Raw genomic sequence first — 23,198 nt, forward strand, 5'->3', positions numbered from 1 at the left:
ATTTCCCCCGCGCAGCACCGTTCCTGCGCTCCCGGGAGCAATCGCACCCGAATGTGTGATCTTCCCCGAACAGCCGTGACCTGCGGAAAGAAACTCCCGTGCCCGGTGGGGCGGCCCGCCGGACGGACGAGTGGAGAAATCCGGGCCCACCCCCTTGCCAAGCCCGGGGTGCGGCCGGTTTAACTGATCCCGGACGCAACAACCGAATGATCGGTAGTCCGTTTTACGACAGGTGGCACGGCGGCGCGCGGTGGCACGGCCCGCGCGGCCCGCGGCCCGAGGCGAGGGAGTGGCGCATGAGTGATCTGCTGGACGCCGGCGAGCGGCTCGGACGCGACGAGCTGGCGGCCCTCCAGCTGGAGCGGCTGCGCGCGACCCTGCGCCATGTCTACGAGCACGTGCCCTTCTACCGGCAGTCCTTCGACAAGGCGGGCGTACGGCCCGAGGACTGCGGCTCGCTCGCCGACCTGGCCCGGTTCCCGTTCACCGTCAAGGCCGATCTGCGCGAGCAGTACCCCTTCGGCATGTTCGCCGTCGACCAGTCCGAGATCCGCCGCCTCCACGCCTCCAGCGGCACCACCGGACGGCCCACCGTGGTCGGCTACACCGAGCGCGACCTCGACACCTGGGCGGACGTGGTGGCCCGGTCCCTCCGCGCGGCCGGCGCCCGGCCCGGCCACAAGGTGCACGTGGCGTACGGATACGGGCTGTTCACCGGCGGCCTCGGCGCGCACTACGGGGCCGAGCGGCTCGGCTGCACGGTGATCCCGGCGTCCGGCGGCATGACCGCGCGCCAGGTCCAGCTGATCCAGGACCTCCGGCCCGAGGTCATCATGATCACGCCCTCGTACATGCTGACGCTGCTCGACGAGTTCGAGCGCCAGGGCGTCGATCCGCGCGGCACCTCCCTCAAGGTCGGCGTCTTCGGCGCCGAGCCGTGGACCGAGGAGATGCGCCGGGAGATCGAGGAGCGCTTCGCCATCGACGCCGTGGACATCTACGGCCTGTCCGAGGTCATGGGCCCGGGCGTGGCCCAGGAGTGCGTGGAGACCAAGGACGGACTGCACATCTGGGAGGACCACTTCTACCCGGAGATCGTCGACCCGATCACCGACGAGGTGCTGCCGGACGGCGCGGAGGGCGAGCTGGTCTTCACCTCGCTCACCAAGGAGGCCATGCCGGTGGTGCGCTACCGCACCCGCGACCTGACCCGGCTGCTGCCCGGCACCGCCCGGGTCTTCCGCCGCATGGAGAAGGTCACCGGTCGCAGCGACGACATGGTCATCCTGCGCGGCGTGAACCTCTTCCCCACCCAGATCGAGGAGATCGTCCTGCGCACCCCCGCCGTGGCGCCGCACTTCCAGCTCCGGCTGACCAAGGAGGGCCGTCTCGACGCACTGACGGTACGGGCCGAGGCGCGCCCGGACGCCTCGCCCGAGCAGCGCGCGGACGCCGCCCGGACGATCGCCGCGGCCGTGAAGGACGGCATCGGCGTCTCGGTGGCCGTCGAGGTGGTCGACCCGGAGACCCTTGAACGCTCGGTGGGCAAGATCAAGCGGATCGTGGACCTGCGCCGGGAGCACTGAACCGGCCACCCGTTCCCCCGGAAACCGGCCGTGCCGGTGCGCATGATCGCGTACGGTCTGCGGGTGGCGGGGCATCTGCGAGCTCCGCCCGTCAGGGAGAGCGGGGGGCGCGGCATGGGCGGGCCACGGCTGGAGCCGTTGCGGGGGGACGATCCGCGGGAGCTGGGCGCGTACCGACTCCTTGGCCGGCTCGGCTCGGGCGGCATGGGCCGGGTCTATCTCGGACGGACCGTCAGCGGGCGGCTCGTGGCGGTGAAGACGCTGCTCGCGGACGGGGTGCCGGAGGACGCGGACCGGCGGCGCTTCGCCCGCGAGGTGGCGCTTGCCCGCCGGGTGACCGGGGTGTTCACGGTCTCCGTGATGGACGCCGACGCGCAGGCCCCGAAGCCGTGGATGGCGACCGAGTACGTTCCCGCCCCCTCGCTGGCCGAACTCGTCCGCGACGCGGGCCCGTTGCCCGCGCCGGCGGTGCGCTGGATCGCCGCCGGACTGGCCGAGGCGCTCGCCGATCTGCACCGCACGGGCGTGGTGCACCGGGACGTGAAGCCCGGGAACGTGCTGCTTCCGCTGTCCGGGCCCCGGCTGATCGACTTCGGCATCTCCCACGCCCTCGATCTGACCCGCACCACCCTCACCCTCGGCACGATCGCCTTCACCTCGCCCGAGCAGGCCCGCGGCGAGTCGTCGACGGCGGCCTCCGATCTGTACGCGACCGGGGCCACCCTGCTCCATCTGGCCACCGGGCGCTCCCCGTACGGGGAGGTGAGCGACGCCTTCCAGCTCCTGGCGCGGGTCCAGCAGGCGGAAACCGACCTGACGGGCCTTGCCCCGGAACTCTCCGCGCTGATCCGGCCGTTGCTCGCCCGCGACCCGGCCGCCCGGCCCACCCCGCACGCTCTGCTCGCCGCCTTCGCGGAGGACCCGCCGGGCGGCGGCGAGCTGCTGCCGGAGGCGTGGACGACGGCGATCCGGGCCCACCAGGACTTCGTACCGCCGCGGCCGGTGGATACGGGGACGGTGGTGGACGCGCCCGCGTCGCCGCCGCTGGAGGCGGCCCCGACGCGGACGGCGCCACCGCGGCGGCCGGCCCCGGAGCCGGAGCCCGTGGAGTCAGCACCACCCGGCCGGGCCTGGTGGCGGCGTCGCGGTGCGGTGGCGGGCACGGTGGCCCTCGTGATCGCGCTGACGGCCGGCTATGTGACGTACCGGCAGGGGTGGTACGACGCGGGCGGTGGCGGCGACCAGCCGGTCGCCACCGGGACGTGTCTGTCCAACCTCCGTACCTCGCCCGGGACGTACCAGCCCGAGACGCCGGTCGCCGTCGCCTGTTACTCGTCCGAGTCGCTGGCCGTCGTCACCGGACCGTGGGCGGACGGAAAGTGCCCCGACTACGGCGAGCCGAGCGAAGGGTCGGCCACGCTGGGCGTCTGCGTCGCACCGCACATCAAGGCAAGGGACTGCCTCAGCATCTCGGCCGGGGTCTCCGGCTCCCTCCCCGAGGACGCTCTCTGGCAGGAGGAGTCCTGCGAACCGGGCAAGCGGCAGCTCAAGGTCGTCTACGCGGTCGAGTCGTCCGGCGGCGCGGACGGCAACACGTTCGAGGACGACTGCGGCACGATGTCGGAGCCCTGGCCGCACCTCGCGACCCGTCGCGCCGACTACTGCTTCGACCCGTCCTGACCCTCCCCGCCCACTCCACCGTCGTCGCCCGCCCCGAACCGGTCCCGCAGCTCCCGCTTCAGGATCTTCCCGCTCGCGTTCCGCGGCAGCGCGTCCACCAGGACGATCCGCTTCGGTGCCTTGAAGTGGGCCAGCTTCTCGCGGGCGTGGGCGAGGAGTTCGGCCTCGGTGACGCCGGTCTCGGGGCGGGGGACGACGAAGGCGGTGACGGCCTCGATCCAGCGCGGGTCGGGGAGGCCGACGACGGCGGTCTCGGCGACGGCCGGGTGGGTGTAGAGGGCGTCCTCGACCTGGCGGGAGGCGACCAGGACGCCGCCGGAGTTGATGACGTCCTTGACCCGGTCGACGACCGTGAAGTAGCCCTCGGCGTCGCGCACCGCGAGGTCGCCGGAGCGGAACCAGCCGTCACGGAAGGCCGCCGCGGTCTCCTCGGGCTTGTCCCAGTAGCCGGTGCACAACTGCGGGGAGCGGTACACGACTTCGCCGGGGGTGCCGTCGGGGACGTCCTTGCCGTCCTCGTCGGTGATCCGCGCCTCGACGTGGCGGACCGGGCGGCCGCAGGAGTCCATCCGGCCCTCGTGCTCGTCGGGGCCGAGGACGGTGGCGAGCGGGCCGATCTCGGACTGGCCGAAGCAGTTGTAGAAGCGCAGTCCGGGCAGCCGGGCGCGCAGGCCCTCCAGGACGGGGACGGGCATGATCGAGGCGCCGTAGTAGGCCTTGCGGAGGGCGGTGAGGTCGCGGGTGGCGAACTCGGGGTGGTTGGCGAGGCCGATCCAGACGGTCGGGGGCGCGAACAGGCTGTCGCAGCGGCCGGATTCGGTCAGGTCGAAGAGGGTGGCCGGGTCGGGGGCGTCGACGATGGTGCTCTCGGCGCCGACGGCGAGGTAGGGCAGCAGGAAGACGTGCATCTGCGCCGAGTGGTAGAGCGGCAGCGAGTGTACGGGCCGGTCGTCCTCGTGCAGGTCGAGCGCGGCGACGGCGCTCGCGTACTCGTGCACCAGGGCCCGGTGGGTCATCATCGCGCCCTTGGGGAGCGCGGTGGTGCCGGAGGTGTACAGCAGCTGGACGAGGGTGCCGGGGTCGCGCTCCGTCTCGTACGGCGCGGGGTCGGCGAGCGCCGCGAGGAGCGAGTCGTCGGTGTCCCGCAGCGCCCGTACGGGGATGTCGCCGGGCACGCGCGCGGCGAGGGCCGGGTCGGCGAGGACGAGCGAACTGCCGGACTGGCGCAGCAGATAGTCGAGGTCGTCGCCGGTGAGGTGGTGGTTGACCGGCACGTGCACCAGGCCGGCCCGGGCGCAGGCGAGGAAGGCGATGAGGTACGCGTCGGAGTTGTGGGCGTACGTCGCGACCCGGTCGCCCTCGGCGAGGCGGGCGCCGAGCGCGCCCTCCCGCAGCCGGGCCGCGGCGGTCGAGACGGCGGCGTCGAGCTCGGCGTACGTCCAGGCGCGGGCGCCGTAGCGGACGGCGGTCCGGTCGGGGACGCGGCTGGCGCTCGCGCGCAGCACGCCGTCGACGGTGCGGGTGAGCAGCTCTCGTTCCATGGCTGCAGATCCTGCGGGGGCGGTGGCGGCCGGTCAAGTACCCGGTACCCGGTCGCGCAGCGGCGCCCCCGTCAGGGGCTGAACGACAGGAACACGAAGGCGGCGAAGATCGAGAGGTGGACGCTGCCCTGGAGGAGGGTGGCGCGCCCTGGCACCACGGTCAGCGCGCTCACCACGGCGGTCAGCACGAGCAGCACCATGTGGAGCGGGCCGAGGCCGAGGATGAGCGGGCCGTCGAGCCAGACCGAGGCGAGCGCGATCGACGGGATGGTGAGGCCGATGCTGGCGATGGCGGAGCCGTAGGCGAGGTTCATGCTGGTCTGCATCCGGTCGCGGCGGGCGGCGCGGACCGCGGCGAGGGTCTCGGGCAGCAGCACCATGAGGGCGATGACGACGCCGACGACGGGCTTGGGGAGGCCGGCCGAGGCCACTCCCTCCTCGATGGTGGGCGAGATGACCTTGGCGTTGCCGACGACGGCGACGAGGGCGACGATCAGCAGGCCGAGGCTGAACCAGGTGGCGGCGGCGGTCGGCGGCGCGGCGTGCTCCGACTCCGGCTGGTGGCCGCTCTGGCCGGGCCTGAGCACGGGGAGGAAGTAGTCGCGGTGCCGGACGGTCTGGACGGCGACGAACACCCCGTACAGGATCAGCGAGGAGACGGCCGCGAAGGCCAGCTGGGCGGCCGAGAACTGGGGGCCGGGGTGGCTGGTGGTGAAGGTCGGCAGGACCAGGGTCATGGTCGCCAGGGTGCAGACGATGGCGAGCTCGCCGCCGGAGCCCTCGGCGTTGAAGACGGCGGTGCGGTTGCGCAGCGCGGCGAGGAGCAGGGACAGGCCGACGATGCCGTTGCAGGTGATCATGACGGCGGCGAAGACGGTGTCCCGGGCGTAGCTGGTGGCCTTGTCGCCGCCGCCGATCATCAGCATGACGATCAGTCCGACCTCGATGACGGTGACGGCGACGGCGAGCACGAGGGAGCCGTAGGGTTCGCCGACGCGATGTGCGATGACCTCGGCGTGGTGCACGGCCGAGAGGACGGCGGCGAAGAGGCAGAGGACGATGAGCACCACCGCGTAGCCGGGCAGGTCGTGGCGCCCCCAGCCGAGGGCGAGGCCGACGGCGGCCACGACCGGCCCCCAGGTGGTCCACTGCCGGGCCAGTCCGGCGATGCTCGCGTTCATGGCCCGAATCCTGCCATAAGGGCCTGAAATGCCCCGTATGTCCGGGGTGGAGTTCAGTGAGCGGAGGCCCGCGGCGTCACGGCCGGCGTCACGGCTTCGGCAGGGCGCAGCCGGGGCGGCTCAGGTCGAACACGCTGCCCGCGCCGATGCAGGGGACCATGTTGTACGTCTCCTGGGCGTAGTTGATGCCCTGGCGGACCGTCACGACGCCGTTCTCGTCCACCTCGCACGGGTTGTTCACGGTGCAGCGCTGCCCGTCCTCGTTGCCCGTGTTGTTGACGGCGACGACCTTGCCGGTGGTGCGGTCGATGACCGGCGAGCCGGAGGTGCCGCCGATGGTGTTGCAGGTCGAGGTGTAGCGGACCGAGTCCTTCCAGGTCCAGTCGCCCTCCTTGAGGCGGTAGACGAAGCCGTCGATGTCGCAGCTGTAGGTCCGCTTCCAGTACCCCGAGACGACCGTGATCGGCGTGCCCGCCACCGGGTGGGTGTCGGAGAGGGTGAGGGCGCCGATCCCGTACTGGCTCTGGATCTGCGCGTACGTCTTGGTCAGCTGGTAGACCGAGACGTCGGTGTCGGTCATCGTGCCGTACGCGATCTTGCTGGCGCGCAGCGTGCCGACGCCGGTGCCGGCCGAGTTGAGCAGCGTGAACGAGCGGCTGGAGCGCTTGTTCATGACGACCTGGCCGGGCGCCGGGAAGCCGGTCTCCAGGCAGTGGCCGTTGGACAGGACGAGCGCGGGGTCGCTCGGCAGGGAGCTGGGCGTGCGCACGACGGAGCCGGAACAGTTGCTGAGCGCGACCGTGCCGGCGAAGTCGACGGCGGCGAGCGCCGGCTGCGCGGGGGCGCTGCGCGGCGCGGGCGCCGGGGCCTGCGCGACCGTGTCCGGGGGTGCGGACGCCATGGCCGGGGCCGCCGCCGCTCCGGTGAGGAGCAGGGCGAGCAGGGCACCGACGAGAGGCTTCTTCATGTGGGGGTTCCCCTCTGATGACGATGCAACCGAAGATCCTTCGATTGTCATGCGCATTCTCGAAAGCCCCTGCCCCGACTGACAAGAGCGCGTGCCCTGTTGGCCGGAAGCGACCGCCCGTCACAGCGGACGCTCGCGCCCCTCCCAGTAGGGGTCGCGCAGCCTGCGCTTGTAGAGCTTGCCGTTCGGGTCGCGCGGCATGTGGGCGGTGAAGTCCACGGACTTGGGGCGCTTGTAACCGGCGAGCCGCGCCTCGCAGTGGGCGAGGATCGAGGCGGCGAGTTCGGGACCCGCCTCGTGGCCCTCGGCGGGTTCGACGACGGCCTTGACCTCCTCGCCCCAGTCGGTGTGCGGGATGCCGAAGGCGGCGGCGTCGGCGACGCCGGGATGGGCGAGGAGCGCGGCCTCGATCTCGGCGGGGTAGATGTTGACGCCACCGGAGATGATCATGTCGATCTTGCGGTCGCGGAGGAAGAGAAAGCCGTCCTCGTCGAGGACGCCGAGGTCGCCGACGGTGAAGAAGTCGCCGATGCGGTTCGACGCCGTCTTGGCCTCGTCCTTGTGATAGCGGAAGCCGCCGGTGCTCATCTTCATGTACACGGTGCCGAGTTCACCGGGGCCGAGCCGCCGGCCGTCGTCGTCGAAGACGGCGAGTTCGCTGATGGGCCAGGCGCGGCCGACGGTGCCGGGCTTCTTCAGCCAGTCCTCGGCGGTCGCGAAGGCGCCGCCGCCCTCGCTGGCCGCGTAGTACTCCTCGACGCACGTCCCCCACCAGTCGATCATGGCGCGTTTCACATGGTCGGGGCAGGGCGCGGCGCCGTGGATGGCGTGGCGCATCGCGGAGACGTCGTACCGGCTCCGTACCTCCTCGGGCAGGGCGAGGAGGCGGTGGAACTGGGTGGGCACCATGTGGGTGTGGGTGCAGCGGTGGGTGTCGATGAGCCGCAGCATCTCCTCGGGGGTCCACTTGTCCATGAGGACGAGCGGGTGCCCGATGTGCAGGGCGGCGCCGGCGAACTGGAGCACGGCCGTGTGGTAGAGCGGCGAGCAGACCAGATGCACATGGCCGTTGAAGGGCTTGATGCCGAAGATGCCGAGGAAGCCGCCGAGATAGGTCTCCTCGGGGGTCTTGCCGGGCAGCGGGCGGCGGATCCCACGGGGCCTGCCGGTGGTGCCGGAGGTGTAGTTCATGACCCAGCCGAGGGTGCGGCCGTCGGGCGGGGTGCCGGGCCGCCCGTCGAGGAGTTCGGCGTACGGGCGGAAGCCGGGCACCGTACCGACGGCGTAGCGGTGGTCGGCCGGGAGGCCGGCCTCCTCGGCGGCGGCGCCGGCGGCCTCGGCGAAGCGCTCGTGGGCGATGAGGACCTTGGCGCCGGAGTCGGCGACGATCCAGGCGATCTCGGGGCCGACGAGGTGGTGGTTGACCGGCACCAGGTAGAAGCCGGCCTGACTGGCCGCCAGATAGGCGGTGAAGAACTCGATGCCGTTGGGCAGGACGACGGCGAAGGCGTCCCCGCGCTCCAGGCCGGCGGCGCGCAGGCCGTGGACGAGCTGGTTGGCGGCGGTGTGGAGGCGGCCGGCGGACCACTGCTCTCCGTCCGGAGCGGTGATCACGGTCCGGTCGGGTGCGGCGGCGGCCTGGGCCCAGAAGCCGTTGGGAGACCCCTCCATCACTGCGCGCTCCTTCCGGCGATGCGGTTGATCCGGTCGACGGCCTGCTCGAAGCCGCGGGTGAGGTCGTCGAAGACCTGCTGCACGCTGCGCTCGGAGTTCATCCGGCCGACGATCTGGCCGACCGGAGTGCCGAGCAGCGGGGCGACCTCGTACTTCTGGATCCGGGAGACCGCCTCGGCGACGAGCAGGCCCTGCAGCGGCATGGGCAGCGGGCCGGGTCCGGCCGGGTCGTCCCAGGCGTCGGTCCACTCGGTGCGCAGCTGGCGGGCGGGCTTGCCGGTGAGGGCGCGGGAGCGGACGGTGTCGCCGGAGCCGGCGGCGAGCAGCTTCTCGGTCAGGGCGCGGGAGTGGAGTTCGGCCTCGGTGGTGGTGAGCCAGAGCGAGCCGAGCCAGACGCCCTGGGCGCCGAGGGCGAGGCCGGCGGCGATCTGCTCGCCGCTGCCGATGCCGCCGGCGGCGAGCACGGGCAGCGGGGCGACGGCGTCGACGACGTCGGGGGTGAGGACCATGGAGGCGATCTCGCCGGTGTGGCCGCCGGCCTCGTACCCCTGGGCGACGACGATGTCGATGCCGGCCTCGGCGTGGTGGCGGGCGTGCCGGGCGCTGCCGGCGAGGGCGGCGACGAGGACGCCGTGCTCGTGGGCGCGGGCGACGACGTCGGCGGGCGGGGAGCCGAGGGCGTTGGCGAGGAGCTTGATGGGGTAGTCGAAGGCGACGTCGAGCTGGCTGCGGGCGACCTGTTCCATCCAGCCGGTGATGCGCCAGCCGGAGGTCTCGCCCTCGGCGAGTTCGGGGACGCCGTGCTTGGCGAGGGTCTCGCGGACGAACGCGCGGTGTTCCTCGGGGATCATCGCCTCGACGTCCGCCTCGGTCACGCCCTCCACCTTCTTCGCGGGCATGACGACGTCGAGGCCGTACGGCAGGCCGTCGGTGTGCTCCTGCATCCAGTCGAGGTCGCGGGCGAGGTCGTCGGGGGCGGTGTAGCGCACGGCGCCGAGGACGCCGAACCCGCCTGCTCTGGTGATGGCGGCGGCCACTGCGGGGAAGGGCGTGAAGCCGAAGATGGCGTGCTCGATCCCCAGGGTGCGACTCAGCTCCGTCTTCATGGGCGGCAGGATGCCGCAGCTCCCGCACCGAGGGAAGAGATTTTCTGATGCAGTGTCAGATTGTTTCGCGGCGGGGAGGGCTGTGGGAGAGGCTGGGCATGACGGAGACGACGAGAACACCGGGGTACGGACACGGGTACGCGTACGGCGGCACGGGACCGAGCCGCCGGGCGTTCGGCGGTGGACTGCTCGCGCTGGGAGGTGCGCTGATGATCGGTACGGTGCCGGGGGCCGCGGCCGCTCCCGATCCGGGGGCCGGCGGGGGCGGCGGCCCGGCCGGCGGGGCGGCCGGTGAGGCGCGGCGGACGACGCTGGCGCGCGGGTCCGCCGAGCGGGCCGGGCTGCTGCCCGCACACCTGGACCGGCTCGTCACGGAGGCCGAATCCTTCCTGCGCCCCTCCCCCACCCACCCCTGGTACGCGGGCGCGGTGCTGCTCGCCGGGCGGGGCGGGACGGTGGCGCTGCACCGCCCGATCGGCTCGGCGGTCCGCTACGCGGCGTACGACGAGAAGACCGACACCGGGGTGGAGCTGCCGGCCGACGAGCAGATCCCGATGCGCGAGGACACCGTCTTCGATCTGGCCTCGGTCTCCAAGCTGTTCACCTCGCTGCTCGCGGTGCAGCAGATCGAGCGCGGGGCGCTGGTCCTGGAGGAGCGGGTCACGGCGTATCTGCCGGAGTTCGGGGCCGGCGGCAAGCAGGATGTCACGGTCCGTCAGCTGCTCACCCACACCTCGGGGTTCCGGGCCTGGATCCCGCTCTACAAGGAGCCGAGCCGGGAGGGGCAGCTGCGGCTGCTGTGGAACGAGAAGCCGGCGAACCCGCCGGGCACGGTCTATCTGTACTCCGACCTGAATCTGATCACGCTGCAGCTGGTCCTTGAGGAGATCACCGGTCGCACTCTGGATCAGCTGCTCCGAACCGAGATCACCGCTCCGCTCGGGATGCACCGCACGCGTTTCAATCCCCCGCTCTCGTGGCGGCCGCGGATCGCCGCCACCGAGGACGCGCGGCTGCCGTGGTCCGGGCTCGACCGGGGCATGGTGTGGGGCGAGGTGCACGACGAGAACGCGTACGGGATGGGCGGGGTGGCCGGGCACGCCGGGGTGTTCTCGACCGCGTGGGACCTGGCGGTCCTCGCCCGCACGCTGCTCAACGGCGGTGCGTACGGGGACGCCCGGATCCTGTCCCCCGCCTCCGTCGAGCTGATGTTCACCGACTTCAACACCGCGTTCCCCGGCGACGAGCACGGGCTCGGCTTCGAGCTCTACCAGCACTGGTACATGGGCGCGATGGCCACCCCGCGCACGGCCGGCCACACCGGATTCACCGGCACCAGCCTGGTCCTGGACCCGACGACCGACTCCTTCCTGGTCGTCCTCGGCAACTCGGTCCACCCGGTGCGCACCTGGCGCTCCGGCTCCGCGCCCCGGGTCGCCACCGCCGACGCGCTGGCCCGCGCGGTGCCGGTCCGCCCGGCCCGGGGCCGTACCGCCTGGTTCTCCGGCATGACCAGCGCCACCACCGCGACCCTCACGCTCCCCGAAGTGCCGGGCGCCACCCGCTTCGAGTGCGCCGTCTGGTGGGACACCGAACCCGGCGCGGACGCCGCCGTCCTGGAGGCGTCGACGGACGGCGGCACGACCTGGGCCCCCGTCCCCTTCACCACCGCCGCCCCCGCCGACCCCGCCGAGGACCACCCCACCGGCTCCCTCACCGGCTGGTCCGGCCGCCGCTGGCACCGCCTCACCGCCGACCTCACCGCCGATCTCACCCCCTCCTCCCCCACCCCGCCCCGCCTCCGCTGGCGCTCCACCACCGACCGCCGCTACGTCGGCCGCGGTGTGTACGTGGACGCGATCCGCCTCCTGGACACCTCGGGCCGCCCGCTGTTCGACGAGTCCCGCCCGGCGGACCGGTCCCGGATCGAGGCGACGGGGTGGACGGCGTCGGCGGACTGAGCCGGGTCCGCGCCGCTGCCTCCAGGCGGTTACAGGCTGGGTTCCGCCGCTTCCTTCAGCGCGTCCAGGACGGGGCGGATCAGGGGGTGGGTCTCCGCGCCCCGGCGGACCGCGGCGAAGACGCGGCGGGTGGGGGCGACGCCGTCGACCGGCCGGACGACGACGCCGGTGAGGTCGGTGCCGAGGAGGGCGGAGCGCGGGACGAGGGTCACGCCGGCGCCGGCGGCGGTCAGGGCGACGACGGCGCGGAAGTCGTCGGAGACGTGTTCCAGGCGGGGCGCGAAGCCCGCGTACTCGCAGGCGAGGACGGTGACGTCGTGGCAGGGGTTGCCGGCGGACTGGCCGATCCAGGGGTCCTTGGCGAGGTCGGCGAGGGCGATCCGTTCGCGGTCGGCGAGGGCGTGGTCCGGCGGCAGGACGACGTCGAAGGGCTCGGCGTAGAGCGGGACGCGGGTGAGCCGGGCGTCGTCCTCGCCGGGCGCGCCCCGGTACTCGACGGCGACCGCCACGTCGACCTGCCGGTCCAGGACCATGAGCAGGCTCTCGTCGCCCTCGGCGTCCTGGACCCGCACCCGGATGCCGGGCGCGGTGCGGGCGAGGGAGCCGATGGCGGGGGCGACGACCAGGCCGATGCCGGTGGCGAAGGCGGCCACCGTGACGGTGCCGGCCTCGCCCGAGCCGTACGCGGCGAGCTCGGCCTCGGCCCGTTCCAGCTGGGCCAGGACGGCGTTGGCGTGGCTCAGCAGGATCTCCCCGGCGGGGGTGAGCCGGGCGCCCTTGGCGCTCCGCTCCACCAGCCGGTGGCCGGTCTCCTGCTCCAGGGCGGCGAGCTGCTGGGAGACCGCGGAGGGGGTGAGATAGAGCGCGGCGGCAGCCGCCGTGACGGTACGGTGGTCGGCCACCGCCCGGAGGATGTGCAGCCGCCGCGCTTCGATCATGCCCCTAGTCTCGCAGGGCGGCGCGCGCGTCGACGAACGCGTCGACCGCCCGGTTCACGTCCTCCGTGGAGTGCGCGGCGGACAGCTGCACGCGGATGCGCGCCGCGCCCTGCGGCACCACCGGGTACGAGAAGCCGATCACGTACACCCCGCGCTCCAGGAGCAGCTCGGCCATGCGGCCGGCCTCGGCGGCGTCGCCGATCATGACGGGCGCGATGGCGTGGTCGCCGGGGAGGATGTCGAAGCCCTCCTCGGTCATCCGGCGGCGGAACAGCTCGGTGTTGGCGTTGAGCTGCTCGCGCAGGTCGCCGGCGGACTCCAGGAGGTCGATGACCTTGAGGGAGGCGGCGGCGATCACCGGGGCGAGGGTGTTGGAGAAGAGGTACGGGCGCGAGCGCTGGCGCAGCAGGGCGACGATCTCGGCGCGGGCCGCGACATAGCCGCCGGACGCGCCACCGAGGGCCTTGCCGAGGGTGCCGGTGATGATGTCGACGCGGTCCATGACGCCGTGCAGCTCGGGGGTGCCGCGGCCGCCGGGGCCGACGAAGCCGACGGCGTGCGAGTCGTCGACCATGACCATGGCGTCGTAGCGCTCGGCCAGGTCGCAGATCTCGCCGAGCGGCGCGACGTAGCCGTCCATGGAGAAGACGCCGTCGGTGACGATCAGCTTGCGCCGGGCGCCGGCCTCGTTCGCCTCCTTGAGCTGCTGCTCCAGGTCGGCCATGTCGCGGTTGGCGTAGCGGAAGCGGCGGGCCTTGGAGAGGCGGATGCCGTCGATGATGGAGGCGTGGTTGAGGGCGTCGGAGATGACCGCGTCCTCGGCGCCGAGCAGGGTCTCGAAGACGCCGCCGTTGGCGTCGAAGCAGGAGGAGTAGAGGATCGTGTCCTCCTGGCCGAGGAACCGCGACAGACGCGCCTCGAGCTCCTTGTGGACCTCCTGGGTGCCGCAGATGAAGCGGACCGAGGCCATGCCGTAGCCCCAGCGGTCCAGGGCGGCGTGGGCGGCGGCGATCACGTCGGGGTGGTCGGCGAGGCCCAGGTAGTTGTTGGCGCAGAAGTTCAGCACCTCGCCGGGGCGGCCGCCGGCCGTGACCTCGACGGTCGCGGACTGGGGGGTGCCGATGACGCGCTCGGGCTTGTGGAGGCCGGCCTGCCGGATCTCGTCGAGGGTGGCGCGGATGTCGTCGCGTACGGAGTCGAACATGTCAGGGAGCTCCCGGGTCTCAGACGGTCCAGTCGAGGATGATCTTGCCGCCCTTGCCGGAGGCGGCATCGTCGAAGGCGGCCTCGAAGTCGCGGTAGTCGTAGCGGCCGGTGATCACCGGGGACAGGTCGAGCCCGCCCTCCAGGAGCACCGACATGGCGTACCAGGTCTCGAACATCTCCCGGCCGTAGATGCCCTTGATGGTGATCATCGAGGTGACGATCCGCGCCCAGTCGACGGCGAAGTCCTCGCTGGGCAGGCCGAGCATGGCGATCTTGCCGCCGTGGGTCATGTTGGCGACCATGTCGCGCATCGCGCGCGGGTTGCCGGACATCTCCAGGCCGACGTCGAAGCCCTCCTTGAGGCCGAGGGTGCGCTGGCCGTCGGCGATGGTCTGCTCGGCGACGTTGAGCGCGAGCGAGACGCCGGTCTTGCGGGCGAGGTCCAGGCGCTCCTCGCTGACGTCGGTGATGACGACGTGGCGGGCGCCGGCGTGCTTGGCGACGGCGGCGGCCATGATGCCGATCGGGCCGGCGCCGGTGACCAGGACGTCCTCGCCGACCAGCGGGAAGGAGAGGGCGGTGTGCACGGCGTTGCCGAAGGGGTCGAAGATCGCGGCGACGTCGAGGTCGACGGGGACCCGGTGCACCCAGACGTTGGACGCGGGCAGGACGACGTACTCGGCGAAGGCGCCGTCGCGGCCGACACCGAGGCCGACGGTGGCGCGGCAGAGGTGGCGGCGGCCGGCCAGACAGTTGCGGCACTTGCCGCAGACCAGGTGGCCCTCGCCGCTGACCAGGTCGCCGACGTTGATGTCGGCGACGTCGCGGCCGGTGTCGACGACCTCGCCGACGAATTCGTGGCCGAGGGTCAGCGGGGTCGCGATGGTCTTCTGCGCCCAGCCGTCCCAGGAGCGGATGTGCAGGTCGGTGCCGCAGATTCCGGTCCGCTTGACCTTGATGAGGACGTCACCGGGGCCGTACTCCGGCTCGGGCACGTCCGTGAGCCAGAGTCCCGGCTCCGCCTTCTGCTTGACCAGTGCCTTCAATGTCACGGCTCCCGACGTACGTGTCCTGTGATGTGCCGGGTCCGGGCGCGGCGAAGCGCCCAAGATCCCTGGAAGAAAATCTTCCGTCCGTCGGGAGCCATGGTCCATCGAGGATTTCTTAAGCGCACTCGCAGATCAGCTTCACGCCGCTGGCGGGGCGGTCGCCGGGGTCAACCGGCCGCCGCTTCGAGCACCGCCATGGCGGCGTTGTGGCCGGGCACTCCGCTGACCCCGCCGCCGCGCACGGCGCCCGCGCCGCACAGCAGGACGTTGGCCCGGTCGGTCTCGACGCCCCAGCGGCCGCCGCCCTCCGCCCCGTACGGGAAGGACAGGTCGCGGTGGAAGATGTGGCCGCCGGGCAGCCGGAGTTCGCGTTCGAGGTCGAGCGGGGTCTTGGCCTCGACGCAGGGCCGGCCGTCGGCGTCGCGCGCCAGGCAGTCGGCGATCGGCTCGTCGAGGCGCGCGCCGAGCTGGTCGAGGGTGGCCTTGAGGAGGGCTTCGCGGGCGCCGTCCGGGTCGGCGGCGAACAGCCGGGCGGGCGCGTGCAGGCCGAACAGGGTGAGGGTCTGGTAGCCGCGGGCGGCGGCCTCGGGGCCGAGGATGGTCGGGTCGGTGAGGCTGTGGCAGTAGGTCTCCGAGGGCGGCGCGGTGGGCAGCCGTCCGGCGGCCGCCTCGGCGTGGGCGGCGGCCAGCTCCCCGTACCCCTCGGCGATGTGGAAGGTGCCGGAGAAGGCCTCGCGCGGGTCGACGGAGCGGTCGCGGAGCCGGGGCAGCCGGGTGAGCACCATGTTGACCTTGAGCTGGGCACCCTCGGCGGGGGTGGGCGCGGGGTCACCGAGGAGGGCGGCGAGCGCCTGCGGGGAGGCGTTCACCAGGACGTGGCGGGCGCCGACGACCCCCTCCCCGTCGGCGGTGCGGAAGGTGACCTCGGCGCGGGTGCCGTCGGTCTCGATCCGGGTGGCCTCGTGGTCGGTGAGGAGGGTCGCGCCGGCGGCGCGGGCGGCGTCCGCGAGCGCGTCGGTGAGCGCGCCCATGCCGCCGACGGGCACGTCCCAGTCGCCGGTGCCGCCGCCGATCACGTGGTAGAGGAAGCAGCGGTTCTGCAGCAGCGAGGGGTCGTGGGCGTCGGCGAAGGTGCCGATGAGTCCGTCGGTGAGGACGACCCCGCGCACCAGGTCGTCGGCGAAGTGCTTCTCGACGGCGACGCCGAGGGGCTGCTCGAAGAGCATCGCCCAGGTCTCCGGGTCGTCGACCAGCGTCCGCAGGCCCTCGCGGGTCGGCAGCGGCTCGGTGAGGGTGGGGAAGATCCGGCGGGCGGCGCGGGCGGTGCGCCCGTAGAAGGCCTCCCAGGCCTCGAACTCGCGGTCGGAGCCGGTGAGCGCGGCGAAGGAGGCACGGGTGCGCTCCCGGTCGCCGCCGACGAGGAGGCCGGACGCGCCGTAGGGGGTGTACGAGGAGACGGAACGCTTCCGCACGGCGAACCGCAGCCCGAGCTCGCGCACGATCTTCTCGGGCAGCAGCGAGACGAGGTACGAGTAGCGGGACAGGCGTACGTCGACCCCGGCGAAGGGCCGGGTGGAGACGGCGGCGCCGCCGGTGTGGTCGAGCCGCTCCAGGACGAGCACGCTGCGCCCGGCGCGGGCGAGGTAGGCGGCGGCGACCAGGCCGTTGTGACCGCCGCCGACGATGACGGCGTCGTAGGAGGACGTCTCGGGTGCGGGCGAGGAAGCGGAAGCTGTCATGCCTCTTGCTAACACCTCCCCGCCGGTCCCACCAGAGGGCCTACAGCGGGATGTTCTGCTCGCAGTGCGCCTCGTCCGCGCGGGCCGTGAGGGTGGCCGGGTGGTCCGGGCCGAGCGTCCGGGTGCGGGCCTCCGTCACCTGGCGGTGCACGGCGAGCGCCTCCTCCCAGCGGCCCAGCCAGCCCAGCGCGATGGCGGTCTCGCGGTGGCTGGCGAGGGTGTCGGCATGGTCCGCGCCGAGCACCCGGGCGCGGATCCCGGCGACCTCCCGGGCCTCGGCCAGGGCCTCGTCCCAGCGCCCGAGGCGCCCCAGGTTCACGCCCAGGCCGTGCCGGGCGCGCAGGGTCTCCGGGTGCTCGGGGCCCTCGGTGCTCGCGCGGGCGGTGACGAGTGCGCGGTAGAGCTCCTCGGCCTCGGCGGCGCGCCCGAGCCGGCCGAGGCAGATCCCCGCCTCGTAGCGGGCGTTGAGGGTGTCGGGGTGCCGGGGGCCGAGCGCCCCGGCGCGGGCCTCGGCGACCTTGCGGTACTCGGCGAGCGCGTCGGCCCAGCGGCCGAGCCCGCCGAGGGCGTGCCCCACCTCGTACCGGGTGGCCAGGGTGTCGGGGTGGTCGGCGCCGAGCAGCCGGGCGCGGGCGTCGGCGACCTCGCGGGCCGCCGCGTACGCCTCGGGCACGCGTCCGATCCGGCCGAGGGTGTACGCCAGGTTGTGCCGGCAGCGCAGGGTGTCCGGGTGGTCGGGGCCGGCCGTGCGCTCGCGGGCGGCGAGCACCGACTCGTACACCGCGTACGCCTCGGTGTGCCGTCCGAGGCCGCCGAGCACATAGCCGGTCTCCTGGCGGGCGGCGAGGGTGTCGGCGTGGTCGGGGCCGAGCGTACGGGCGCGGCCCTCGGCGACGGTCTCGAAGCGGCGCAGCGCCTCGGCGGGTCGGCCGAGCCGGGCGAGGGCGAAGCCCAGCTCGTAGCCGCTGGCGAGGGTGTCGGGGTGGTCGGCGCCCAGGACGTGGGCACGTTCGTGCTCGACGGTGCGCAGCAGGTCGGCGGCCTCCTGCCAGCGGCCGAGCCGGCCCAGGCCGAGGCCGGCCCGGTGCCGGCCGGCGAGGACGGCGACCAGCTCGGGGCTGGCGCCGGCGGCGGTGCGGTCCGGCCCGTCGGAGCCGGGGGTGCGGGTCCAGGCGACGGTGAGCGCGGCGGCGGCCTCCTGACCGGGCACGGCGGGCCGGGCGGGGAGCGCGGACGTGGCGGGGCGGCCGGTGCCGAGGGCGCGGGCCCACGGCGGCAGGGCGGGCGCCGCCGGGGGCGGCAGGGTCCAGGCGCCGCTGCTGCGGCCGGAGGCGAGCCGGTCGCGCAGCTCGGCGGCGTCGGAGGGGCGCCCTTCGGGGGTCTTGGCGAGCAGGTCGAGGACGAGCGTGTCGAGATAGCCGGGGAGTTCGGCGCGGTGGCTGCGCAGCGGCGCGGGCACGGTGTCGCGGTGGCCGATGAGGATGGCCCAGGTGTCGTCCAGGTCGAAGGGCGGGACGCCGGTGGCGATCTCGTAGAGCACGCAGCCCAGCGAGTACAGGTCGCTGCGGTGGTCGACCTCGCCGCCGCCGATCTGCTCGGGGCTCATGTAGTGCGGGGTGCCCATGGCGATGCCGGTGCCGGTGAGGCGGGAGGTGAAGCCGATGTCGGCGCCGAGGCGCGCTATCCCGAAGTCGCAGATCTTGACGGTGCCGCCGTCGCCGAGCCGCACGATGTTGGCGGGCTTGAGGTCGCGGTGCACCACGCCCTGGCGGTGGGTGTAGGCGAGGGCGTCGGCGACCTGTTCGGCGATGTCGACGACCTCGGGCACGGGCAGCGGCTGCTTGCGGTTGTCGCTGAGCAGCTGGCTGAGATTGCGCCCTTCCAGGAGCTCCATGACGAGGAAGAGCACGCCCTCGTGCTCGCCGAAGTCGTGCACGACGGTGATGCCGCGGTGCTGGAGCGCGGCGGCCACCCGGGCCTCGCGGCGGAAGCGCTCGCGCAGCACGGTGAGGTTGGCCGGGTCGCGCTGCTGGCCGAGGGGGCGCAGGCACTTCACGGCGACGTGCCGGCCGAGGGATTCGTCGGTGGCCCGCCAGACCTCGCCCATGCCGCCGCGGCCGATCACCTCGTGCAGCCGGTACCGGCCCTGGATCAGCCTGGTGTCCGTGTCCGCCATCGCGTGCTGTCGCCCCCGTCGTCCCCGTCTGCCCCGTTGTGATGCCGGTCCGCCCCGATGTGGTGCCGCCCCTTTCCCGGCGCGTCCAGTATGGCTGCCCCCTCCGACAGTCTGTACGGCGCGGGTCGGGTCTCCGGTCCCAGCCGGTCCATCGCGCGCAGGATGTGCCGGGGCGGCAGCCGCCAGCGGAGCCGGCCGGGGACGCAGCGGAGCAGATTGGCCGTGGCGGTGAGGCGCCGGGTGACGGTCTCGGCGGGCGGCGCGGGCCTGCCGTACAGCTCGTGGGCGTACGGGGGCAGGGAGTCGTACGCGAGGGCGGACACGCGCCGCCAGAACACCTCGCGCGCGGGCACGAGCGCGGGCGGGACCGGGGGCCGGCGCAGGAAGTCGTCCACGGTGCGGGCGTCCTCCCCGGCGGCGAGCCGTGGCCGGATCTCGACGAAGTACGCGTCGAGGGCGGCGGTGCTGTCCGGCACCTGCCCGGGGTCGAGGCCGACGAGCCGGGCGGCGGTGCGCTGTTCGTCGACGTAGCGGTCGGCCAGGGCGTCGGTGAGCGGGATGCCGGAGCGGCGGACGACGTGGAGGTACGAGTCGATCTCGGCGCAGTGCACCCAGAGCAGCAGCTCGGGATCGTCCACGCCGAGCAGCCGGTGGATCCTGCGGACCCGGGCGCCGGCCGCCTCGGCGGCCTCGGTGGTGCCGTAGCTCAGCGTGCCGACGAAGCTCGCGGTGCGCATGAGGCGGCCCCAGGCGTCCTTGCGGAAGTCGCTGTTGATCATGACGCCGCGGACGGCGGCGGGGTGCAGCGCCTGCAGGTACAGGGCGCGCACCCCGCCGATCCACATGACGGGGTCGCTGTGGATCTGCCAGGTGACGGATCCGGGGCCGAAGAGTCCGGGGTCGCCCGCCCGGCCGTCCTCGGGTCCGGGTCCGGTTCCGGGGTCCGCCGCGCTGCCGCCTGGGGTCCGCATGCCTTCAGGCTAGAACCGGCGGGCCCGGACGGGGAACGGTCAGTGCCAGACCGTCTGGACGGAGTCGAACTGCACCCAGGTGATCGGGTTGCCGGTGTTGGCGCCGAAGAGGGTGACCGAGCCGGCCGTGTTGATCTCGAAGCGGCAGGCGTTGACGCCCTGGCTGTTGTTGCGGGGCGCGGTGGCGCGCACGTACGCGGTGGGGAGGGCGAAGCCGTCGGGCAGCCGGCCGACCTTGGTGTCGGCGGTGAGGTTGCAGGTGATCAGCCCGCGGGCCTGGAGGAAGGTGGTGCCGGCGATGGTGACGAGCCGTACCTCGGGCACGGCGGCGGCGTTGGGGGTGATCCCGGGCTCCAGGACGAGCGGGGTCCAGGCCCCGGCGTCGACGGTGCCGGCCTCGGCGGCGGCCGGGGTCGCGGCGGCGAGGCCGCCGATGGTGAGGGCGGCGGGCAGGGCGAGGGCGGCGCCGAGGACGCTGCGGCGGTTGTGGGACATGGGGCTCCTTGTGTGCGTGGGGGAAGGGCTAGCGCCAGACGGCGCTGAAGGCGTCGAGCTGGGCCCAGGCGATCGGGGCGGTGGTGCGGGCGCCGTAGAGGCGGACGGCGCGGTCGGAGCCGACCTCGACGCGGGCGACGGCGGGGCCGCCGGGGGTGTCGCCGGTGGGCACGGTGGCGCGGGCGGTGACGCTGGGGACGAGCGCGTCGGGCAGCGTGCCGAGCACGGTGTCGGTGGTGAAGGGGCCCCGGACCCCGCCGGAGAACTGCAGCGTGGTGGTGCCGGCGAGGCTGATCAGGCGGGCCCGCGGGGTGTGCTGGTCGGCGCTCACGCCGGCGGCGAGCGCGAGCGGCTGCCAGTCGGTGAGGACCTTGACGCCGTCGGTCTCGGGCGCGGCGGAGAGCGACAGGACGGTGCAGGTGCGCGGGCCTGGGTTCTCGCAGGCGAAGCCGAAGTGCAGGTGCGGGACGCCGTCACGGACGGAGACGGCCATGCCCTCCGCCTCGCGCCAGGCGAGTCCCGGGCCCGCGGTGATGTGCCGGTGGTCGAGCTGGGCGCCGGTGGCCCACTCGAAGGCGGTGAGGTAGGTGTTGCCGGGCAGCGGCACGGTGTCGAGGCTCTGGCCCTTGAGCGTGTAGAGGACGCCGGCGTGGGACGCGTACCCCTGGAAGTCGGTGCCGTCGGCGGGGACGACGGGCACGATCCGCTGGAGTTCCTGCCAGTCCCCGGCCGCCGCCCTGGCGAGGTCGTAGCGCGCGAAGTTCATCGCGCCGTCGAGGCTGTAGCGGAGCACGAGTTCGCCGGCGCCGTGGTCGATCGTGGGCGTGAGGAACCGAGCGGCGGGGTCCGGGGTGTAGGCCGGGGTGTGGCGGGCGGTGCCGGAGTCGACGACGTCGCCGTCGGCGTACGAGAAGGAGACGACGGCGGTGCCGTACCCCTCGTTCTTGCTGTTGGGCGTGGAGGCGGCCTCGGTCCACAGCCAGATCGCCCCGGCGCGGTTCTCCACGCCGAGGTTGACGCCGTGGCCGAATCCGCGCAGATACATGTGGCCGGCGATCGCGCCGGTCGGGCGGAGGCGGGTGAGGCACAGGTCGCCGTGGGTCTTGCGGGTGGCGTAGTCGACCGGCGCGGACTCGTCGGGCAGTTGGAGCCCGCCGTCCATGATCTGCAGGACGAAGACGTCGCCGGAGACGGGGTCGATGCCGAAGGACTGCATGACCGTGGAGTTGTGGAGCGGGCGCCGGTGGAGCAGTTTGCCCACCGGGCCCGCGATGTCTATCTGTCCTGGGACGGTGATGCTCAAGGGCGCGGCTCCTCTGCGGAATCGGAAGAAGGGGCTCGTCACGGGCTTGTCACCGGCTTCGCACCGGCTTCTCACCGGCTCGTGCCGCAAGCTCGTGATCGAACCGCGCCAGTGTGCCGCATCTCCTCTCTTGCGGATCAGGCGAGGGTGTCGAGCGCGGCGAGGATGTCGGAGGGTTCGGCGCGCAGCGCGTAGTCGGTGTTCACGAAGGCCCAGCGGACGGTGCCGACGCGGTCGACGACATAGGTCGCGGGCAGCGGCAGGGTGCGCGGGTGGCCGCCGTTGACGCGCTGGAGGTCGAAGCCGAGGCGTTCGTAGACGGCGGCCAGTTCGTCGGAGAGGTCGAAGGCGAGGCCGTACCGCCGGGCCGTGTCCGAGCCGAGGTCGCTGAGGACGTCGAAGGCGAGGGCGTGCTTCTCGGTGAGGGAGAGCGACTCGTCGGGCACCTGCGGGGAGACGGCCACCAGGCGCGCGCCGCGCGCGGTGATCTGCTCGTGGTGCTGCTGCAGGGCGCGCAGGGCGAGGTTGCAGTAGGGGCACCAGGCGCCGCGGTAGAAGGTGAGCACGACGGGGCCGTCGGCGAGCAGTTCGTCGAGGGAGACGGCCCCGCCGGTCGCGGAGGCGAGCGTGAAGCCCGGGGCCGTGTCGCCGACGGCCAGGGCGCGCCCGGTCTGTCCGGAGGCGGCGAGTTCGGCGCCTGCCCGGTCCATGACGGCCAGGATCTCGGCGGGGATGCGCTCACCGCGCGCCTCGTGGACGGCGCGCAGCTCGGCGTTGAGTTGGGACATGAACACAACTCCTCAGGGTCGATCGATACATGACGGAGCGCCAGCTCCGAATCAGAACTTGGAACGACCGTTTCAAGATAGCGACGGGGGACGGCCCGCGCCAGGTCCCGACAGGATTCGGGGGGTGCCCGGGCGTCGACGGGCCGTCTATCTTGGAACCGCTGTTTCAAGATTTCGGCTGGAAGGGTGGGCGGGGGCGCACATGGCGGACGTCAAGCACTTCGATCCGGACGCGACCCTGGAGACCGTCCTGCGGCTCTTCTGGCAGCGGGGTGCGGCCTCGACCGGTGTCCAGGACATCGTGACCGCGACCGGCGTCAACCGCTCCAGCCTCTACGCCACCTTCGGCGACAAGCAGGCCCTCTACCGTGCTGCCCTGAACCGCTACACAGACCTGCACTCCCGGCCCGCCTTCCGGCACCTCGCGGAGGACGGACGCGGCCTGCCGGCGCTCGTCGCGTTCTTCGACTCGCTGATCGAGGTGCGCTGTTCGGGGCCGTACGCCCGCTGGGGCTGCCTGGTCGTCAACGCCCACGCCGGTGCGGAGAACGGCGACCCCGAGGTGCGCGCCCTGCTCGACGCGCACCACGAGTGGCTGCGCGAGGCGCTGCACACGGCCCTGCTCGGCGCGGCGGAGCGGGGACAGCTCGCGCCGGGCGTCGATCCCGCGTCCGCGGCCGGCGTGCTCGCCCTCCTCGCGTACGGCGTCAACCTGCGCTCACGCGCGGGTGCCGACGCCGCCGACCTCGCCGACTCCGTACGAGCCGCCCTCGCCCCGCTCGCCGCGCCGGCCGCCCGTTCGTGACCGCGCGTTGGTGAACACCCGTTTCTGACCGC

18 protein-coding genes are annotated in these 23,198 nt (G+C 73.4%); 4 read left to right on the forward strand and 14 right to left on the reverse strand.

Annotated features, from left to right (window positions below; genetic code table 11):
* Positions 1-296: 296 nt before the first annotated feature.
* Together paaK and JAO84_RS01550 are read left to right on the forward strand one after the other, a co-directional pair.
* Positions 297-1,586, forward strand: coding sequence for a phenylacetate--CoA ligase PaaK (gene paaK, locus JAO84_RS01545; protein ID WP_370409665.1), 1,290 nt, complete (start codon positions 297-299; stop codon positions 1,584-1,586).
* A 114-nt stretch (positions 1,587-1,700) separates the two neighbouring features.
* Positions 1,701-3,266: a protein kinase gene (locus JAO84_RS01550; RefSeq protein ID WP_370409667.1), complete on the forward strand. Its 1,566-nt coding sequence runs from the start codon at positions 1,701-1,703 to the stop codon at positions 3,264-3,266.
* On the opposite strand, the gene JAO84_RS01555 is transcribed toward JAO84_RS01550, so the two are convergent.
* The 5 genes from JAO84_RS01555 to JAO84_RS01575 all read right to left on the reverse strand — a co-directional run bounded on the left by JAO84_RS01555 (position 3,245) and on the right by JAO84_RS01575 (position 9,735).
* Positions 3,245-4,807: a fatty acyl-CoA synthetase gene (locus JAO84_RS01555; protein ID WP_370409669.1), complete on the reverse strand. Its 1,563-nt coding sequence runs from the start codon at positions 4,805-4,807 to the stop codon at positions 3,245-3,247. The two genes, JAO84_RS01550 and JAO84_RS01555, sit on opposite strands and share 22 nt — an antisense overlap.
* 71 nt (positions 4,808-4,878) lie before the next feature.
* A complete protein-coding gene (locus tag JAO84_RS01560; RefSeq protein WP_370409670.1) occupies positions 4,879-5,988 on the reverse strand; it encodes a calcium:proton antiporter in 1,110 nt (369 codons plus the stop codon).
* 88 nt (positions 5,989-6,076) lie between these two features.
* Positions 6,077-6,955 (reverse strand): serine protease, encoded by an 879-nt coding sequence (locus tag JAO84_RS01565; protein WP_370409672.1) that lies wholly within the window; start codon positions 6,953-6,955, stop codon positions 6,077-6,079.
* A 120-nt stretch (positions 6,956-7,075) separates the two neighbouring features.
* Complete coding sequence (locus tag JAO84_RS01570; RefSeq protein WP_370409674.1) at positions 7,076-8,626, reverse strand: acyl-CoA synthetase; 1,551 nt, start codon at positions 8,624-8,626, stop codon at positions 7,076-7,078.
* The gene (locus JAO84_RS01575) at positions 8,626-9,735 is read right to left on the reverse strand and encodes an NAD(P)H-dependent flavin oxidoreductase (protein WP_370409676.1); all 1,110 of its coding nucleotides are present in this window, start codon (positions 9,733-9,735) and stop codon (positions 8,626-8,628) included. Before JAO84_RS01575 ends, JAO84_RS01570 begins: the two co-directional genes overlap by 1 nt.
* Positions 9,736-9,833: 98 nt before the next feature.
* Between JAO84_RS01575 and JAO84_RS01580 the strand changes: the two genes are divergently transcribed.
* On the forward strand, positions 9,834-11,696 hold the full coding sequence (locus tag JAO84_RS01580) for a serine hydrolase (RefSeq protein ID WP_370409678.1): 1,863 nt from the start codon (positions 9,834-9,836) through the stop codon (positions 11,694-11,696).
* 29 nt (positions 11,697-11,725) lie between these two features.
* Here JAO84_RS01580 and JAO84_RS01585 read toward each other — a convergent pair whose 3' ends face one another.
* From JAO84_RS01585 to JAO84_RS01625, 9 genes are all read right to left on the reverse strand, one after another.
* Complete coding sequence (locus tag JAO84_RS01585) at positions 11,726-12,634, reverse strand: LysR family transcriptional regulator (RefSeq protein WP_370409680.1); 909 nt, start codon at positions 12,632-12,634, stop codon at positions 11,726-11,728.
* Between the two features lie 4 nt (positions 12,635-12,638).
* On the reverse strand, positions 12,639-13,838 hold the full coding sequence (locus tag JAO84_RS01590) for a glycine C-acetyltransferase (protein ID WP_370409682.1): 1,200 nt from the start codon (positions 13,836-13,838) through the stop codon (positions 12,639-12,641).
* A gap of 19 nt (positions 13,839-13,857) precedes the next feature.
* Entirely contained in the window at positions 13,858-14,886 is a 1,029-nt protein-coding gene (tdh, locus tag JAO84_RS01595) for an L-threonine 3-dehydrogenase (RefSeq protein WP_265864449.1), read from the reverse strand.
* Between the two features lie 170 nt (positions 14,887-15,056).
* Positions 15,057-16,628, reverse strand: a complete 1,572-nt coding sequence (locus JAO84_RS01600) for a phytoene desaturase family protein (protein ID WP_370409683.1) — start codon at positions 16,626-16,628, stop codon at positions 15,057-15,059.
* A gap of 40 nt (positions 16,629-16,668) precedes the next feature.
* Complete coding sequence (locus JAO84_RS01605; protein WP_370409685.1) at positions 16,669-18,804, reverse strand: tetratricopeptide repeat protein; 2,136 nt, start codon at positions 18,802-18,804, stop codon at positions 16,669-16,671.
* On the reverse strand, positions 18,780-19,775 hold the full coding sequence (locus tag JAO84_RS01610; RefSeq protein ID WP_370409687.1) for an oxygenase MpaB family protein: 996 nt from the start codon (positions 19,773-19,775) through the stop codon (positions 18,780-18,782). The genes JAO84_RS01605 and JAO84_RS01610 overlap by 25 nt, the downstream gene beginning before the upstream one ends.
* Positions 19,776-19,814: 39 nt before the next feature.
* A complete protein-coding gene (locus JAO84_RS01615) occupies positions 19,815-20,270 on the reverse strand; it encodes a hypothetical protein (protein ID WP_370409689.1) in 456 nt (151 codons plus the stop codon).
* Positions 20,271-20,298: 28 nt separating this feature from the next.
* Positions 20,299-21,573, reverse strand: a complete 1,275-nt coding sequence (locus JAO84_RS01620) for a hypothetical protein (RefSeq protein WP_370409691.1) — start codon at positions 21,571-21,573, stop codon at positions 20,299-20,301.
* A gap of 137 nt (positions 21,574-21,710) precedes the next feature.
* Positions 21,711-22,361 (reverse strand): peroxiredoxin-like family protein, encoded by a 651-nt coding sequence (locus JAO84_RS01625; protein WP_370409693.1) that lies wholly within the window; start codon positions 22,359-22,361, stop codon positions 21,711-21,713.
* 202 nt (positions 22,362-22,563) lie between these two features.
* Between JAO84_RS01625 and JAO84_RS01630 the strand changes: the two genes are divergently transcribed.
* Complete coding sequence (locus tag JAO84_RS01630; RefSeq protein ID WP_370409694.1) at positions 22,564-23,166, forward strand: TetR/AcrR family transcriptional regulator; 603 nt, start codon at positions 22,564-22,566, stop codon at positions 23,164-23,166.
* Positions 23,167-23,198: the final 32 nt, after the last annotated feature.

Source organism: Streptomyces fradiae (assembly GCF_041270065.1).
In the GTDB taxonomy this organism is placed as follows: domain Bacteria; phylum Actinomycetota; class Actinomycetes; order Streptomycetales; family Streptomycetaceae; genus Streptomyces.

Bases quoted from the DNA above. Each gene is read 5' to 3' on its own strand.
- JAO84_RS01555 (WP_370409669.1), bottom strand. From the start codon at position 4,807: ATGGAACGAGAGCTGCTCACCCGCACCGTCGACGGCGTGCTGCGCGCG.
- JAO84_RS01575 (WP_370409676.1), bottom strand. From the start codon at position 9,735: ATGAAGACGGAGCTGAGTCGCACCCTGGGGATCGAGCACGCCATCTTC.
- JAO84_RS01625 (WP_370409693.1), bottom strand. From the start codon at position 22,361: ATGTCCCAACTCAACGCCGAGCTGCGCGCCGTCCACGAGGCGCGCGGT.
- JAO84_RS01610 (WP_370409687.1), bottom strand. From the start codon at position 19,775: ATGCGGACCCCAGGCGGCAGCGCGGCGGACCCCGGAACCGGACCCGGA.
- JAO84_RS01550 (WP_370409667.1), top strand. From the start codon at position 1,701: ATGGGCGGGCCACGGCTGGAGCCGTTGCGGGGGGACGATCCGCGGGAG.
- JAO84_RS01580 (WP_370409678.1), top strand. From the start codon at position 9,834: ATGACGGAGACGACGAGAACACCGGGGTACGGACACGGGTACGCGTAC.
- JAO84_RS01585 (WP_370409680.1), bottom strand. From the start codon at position 12,634: ATGATCGAAGCGCGGCGGCTGCACATCCTCCGGGCGGTGGCCGACCAC.
- JAO84_RS01630 (WP_370409694.1), top strand. From the start codon at position 22,564: ATGGCGGACGTCAAGCACTTCGATCCGGACGCGACCCTGGAGACCGTC.
- paaK (WP_370409665.1), top strand. From the start codon at position 297: ATGAGTGATCTGCTGGACGCCGGCGAGCGGCTCGGACGCGACGAGCTG.
- JAO84_RS01570 (WP_370409674.1), bottom strand. From the start codon at position 8,626: ATGGAGGGGTCTCCCAACGGCTTCTGGGCCCAGGCCGCCGCCGCACCC.
- JAO84_RS01565 (WP_370409672.1), bottom strand. From the start codon at position 6,955: ATGAAGAAGCCTCTCGTCGGTGCCCTGCTCGCCCTGCTCCTCACCGGA.
- JAO84_RS01560 (WP_370409670.1), bottom strand. From the start codon at position 5,988: ATGAACGCGAGCATCGCCGGACTGGCCCGGCAGTGGACCACCTGGGGG.
- JAO84_RS01615 (WP_370409689.1), bottom strand. From the start codon at position 20,270: ATGTCCCACAACCGCCGCAGCGTCCTCGGCGCCGCCCTCGCCCTGCCC.
- JAO84_RS01600 (WP_370409683.1), bottom strand. From the start codon at position 16,628: ATGACAGCTTCCGCTTCCTCGCCCGCACCCGAGACGTCCTCCTACGAC.
- JAO84_RS01605 (WP_370409685.1), bottom strand. From the start codon at position 18,804: ATGGCGGACACGGACACCAGGCTGATCCAGGGCCGGTACCGGCTGCAC.
- JAO84_RS01590 (WP_370409682.1), bottom strand. From the start codon at position 13,838: ATGTTCGACTCCGTACGCGACGACATCCGCGCCACCCTCGACGAGATC.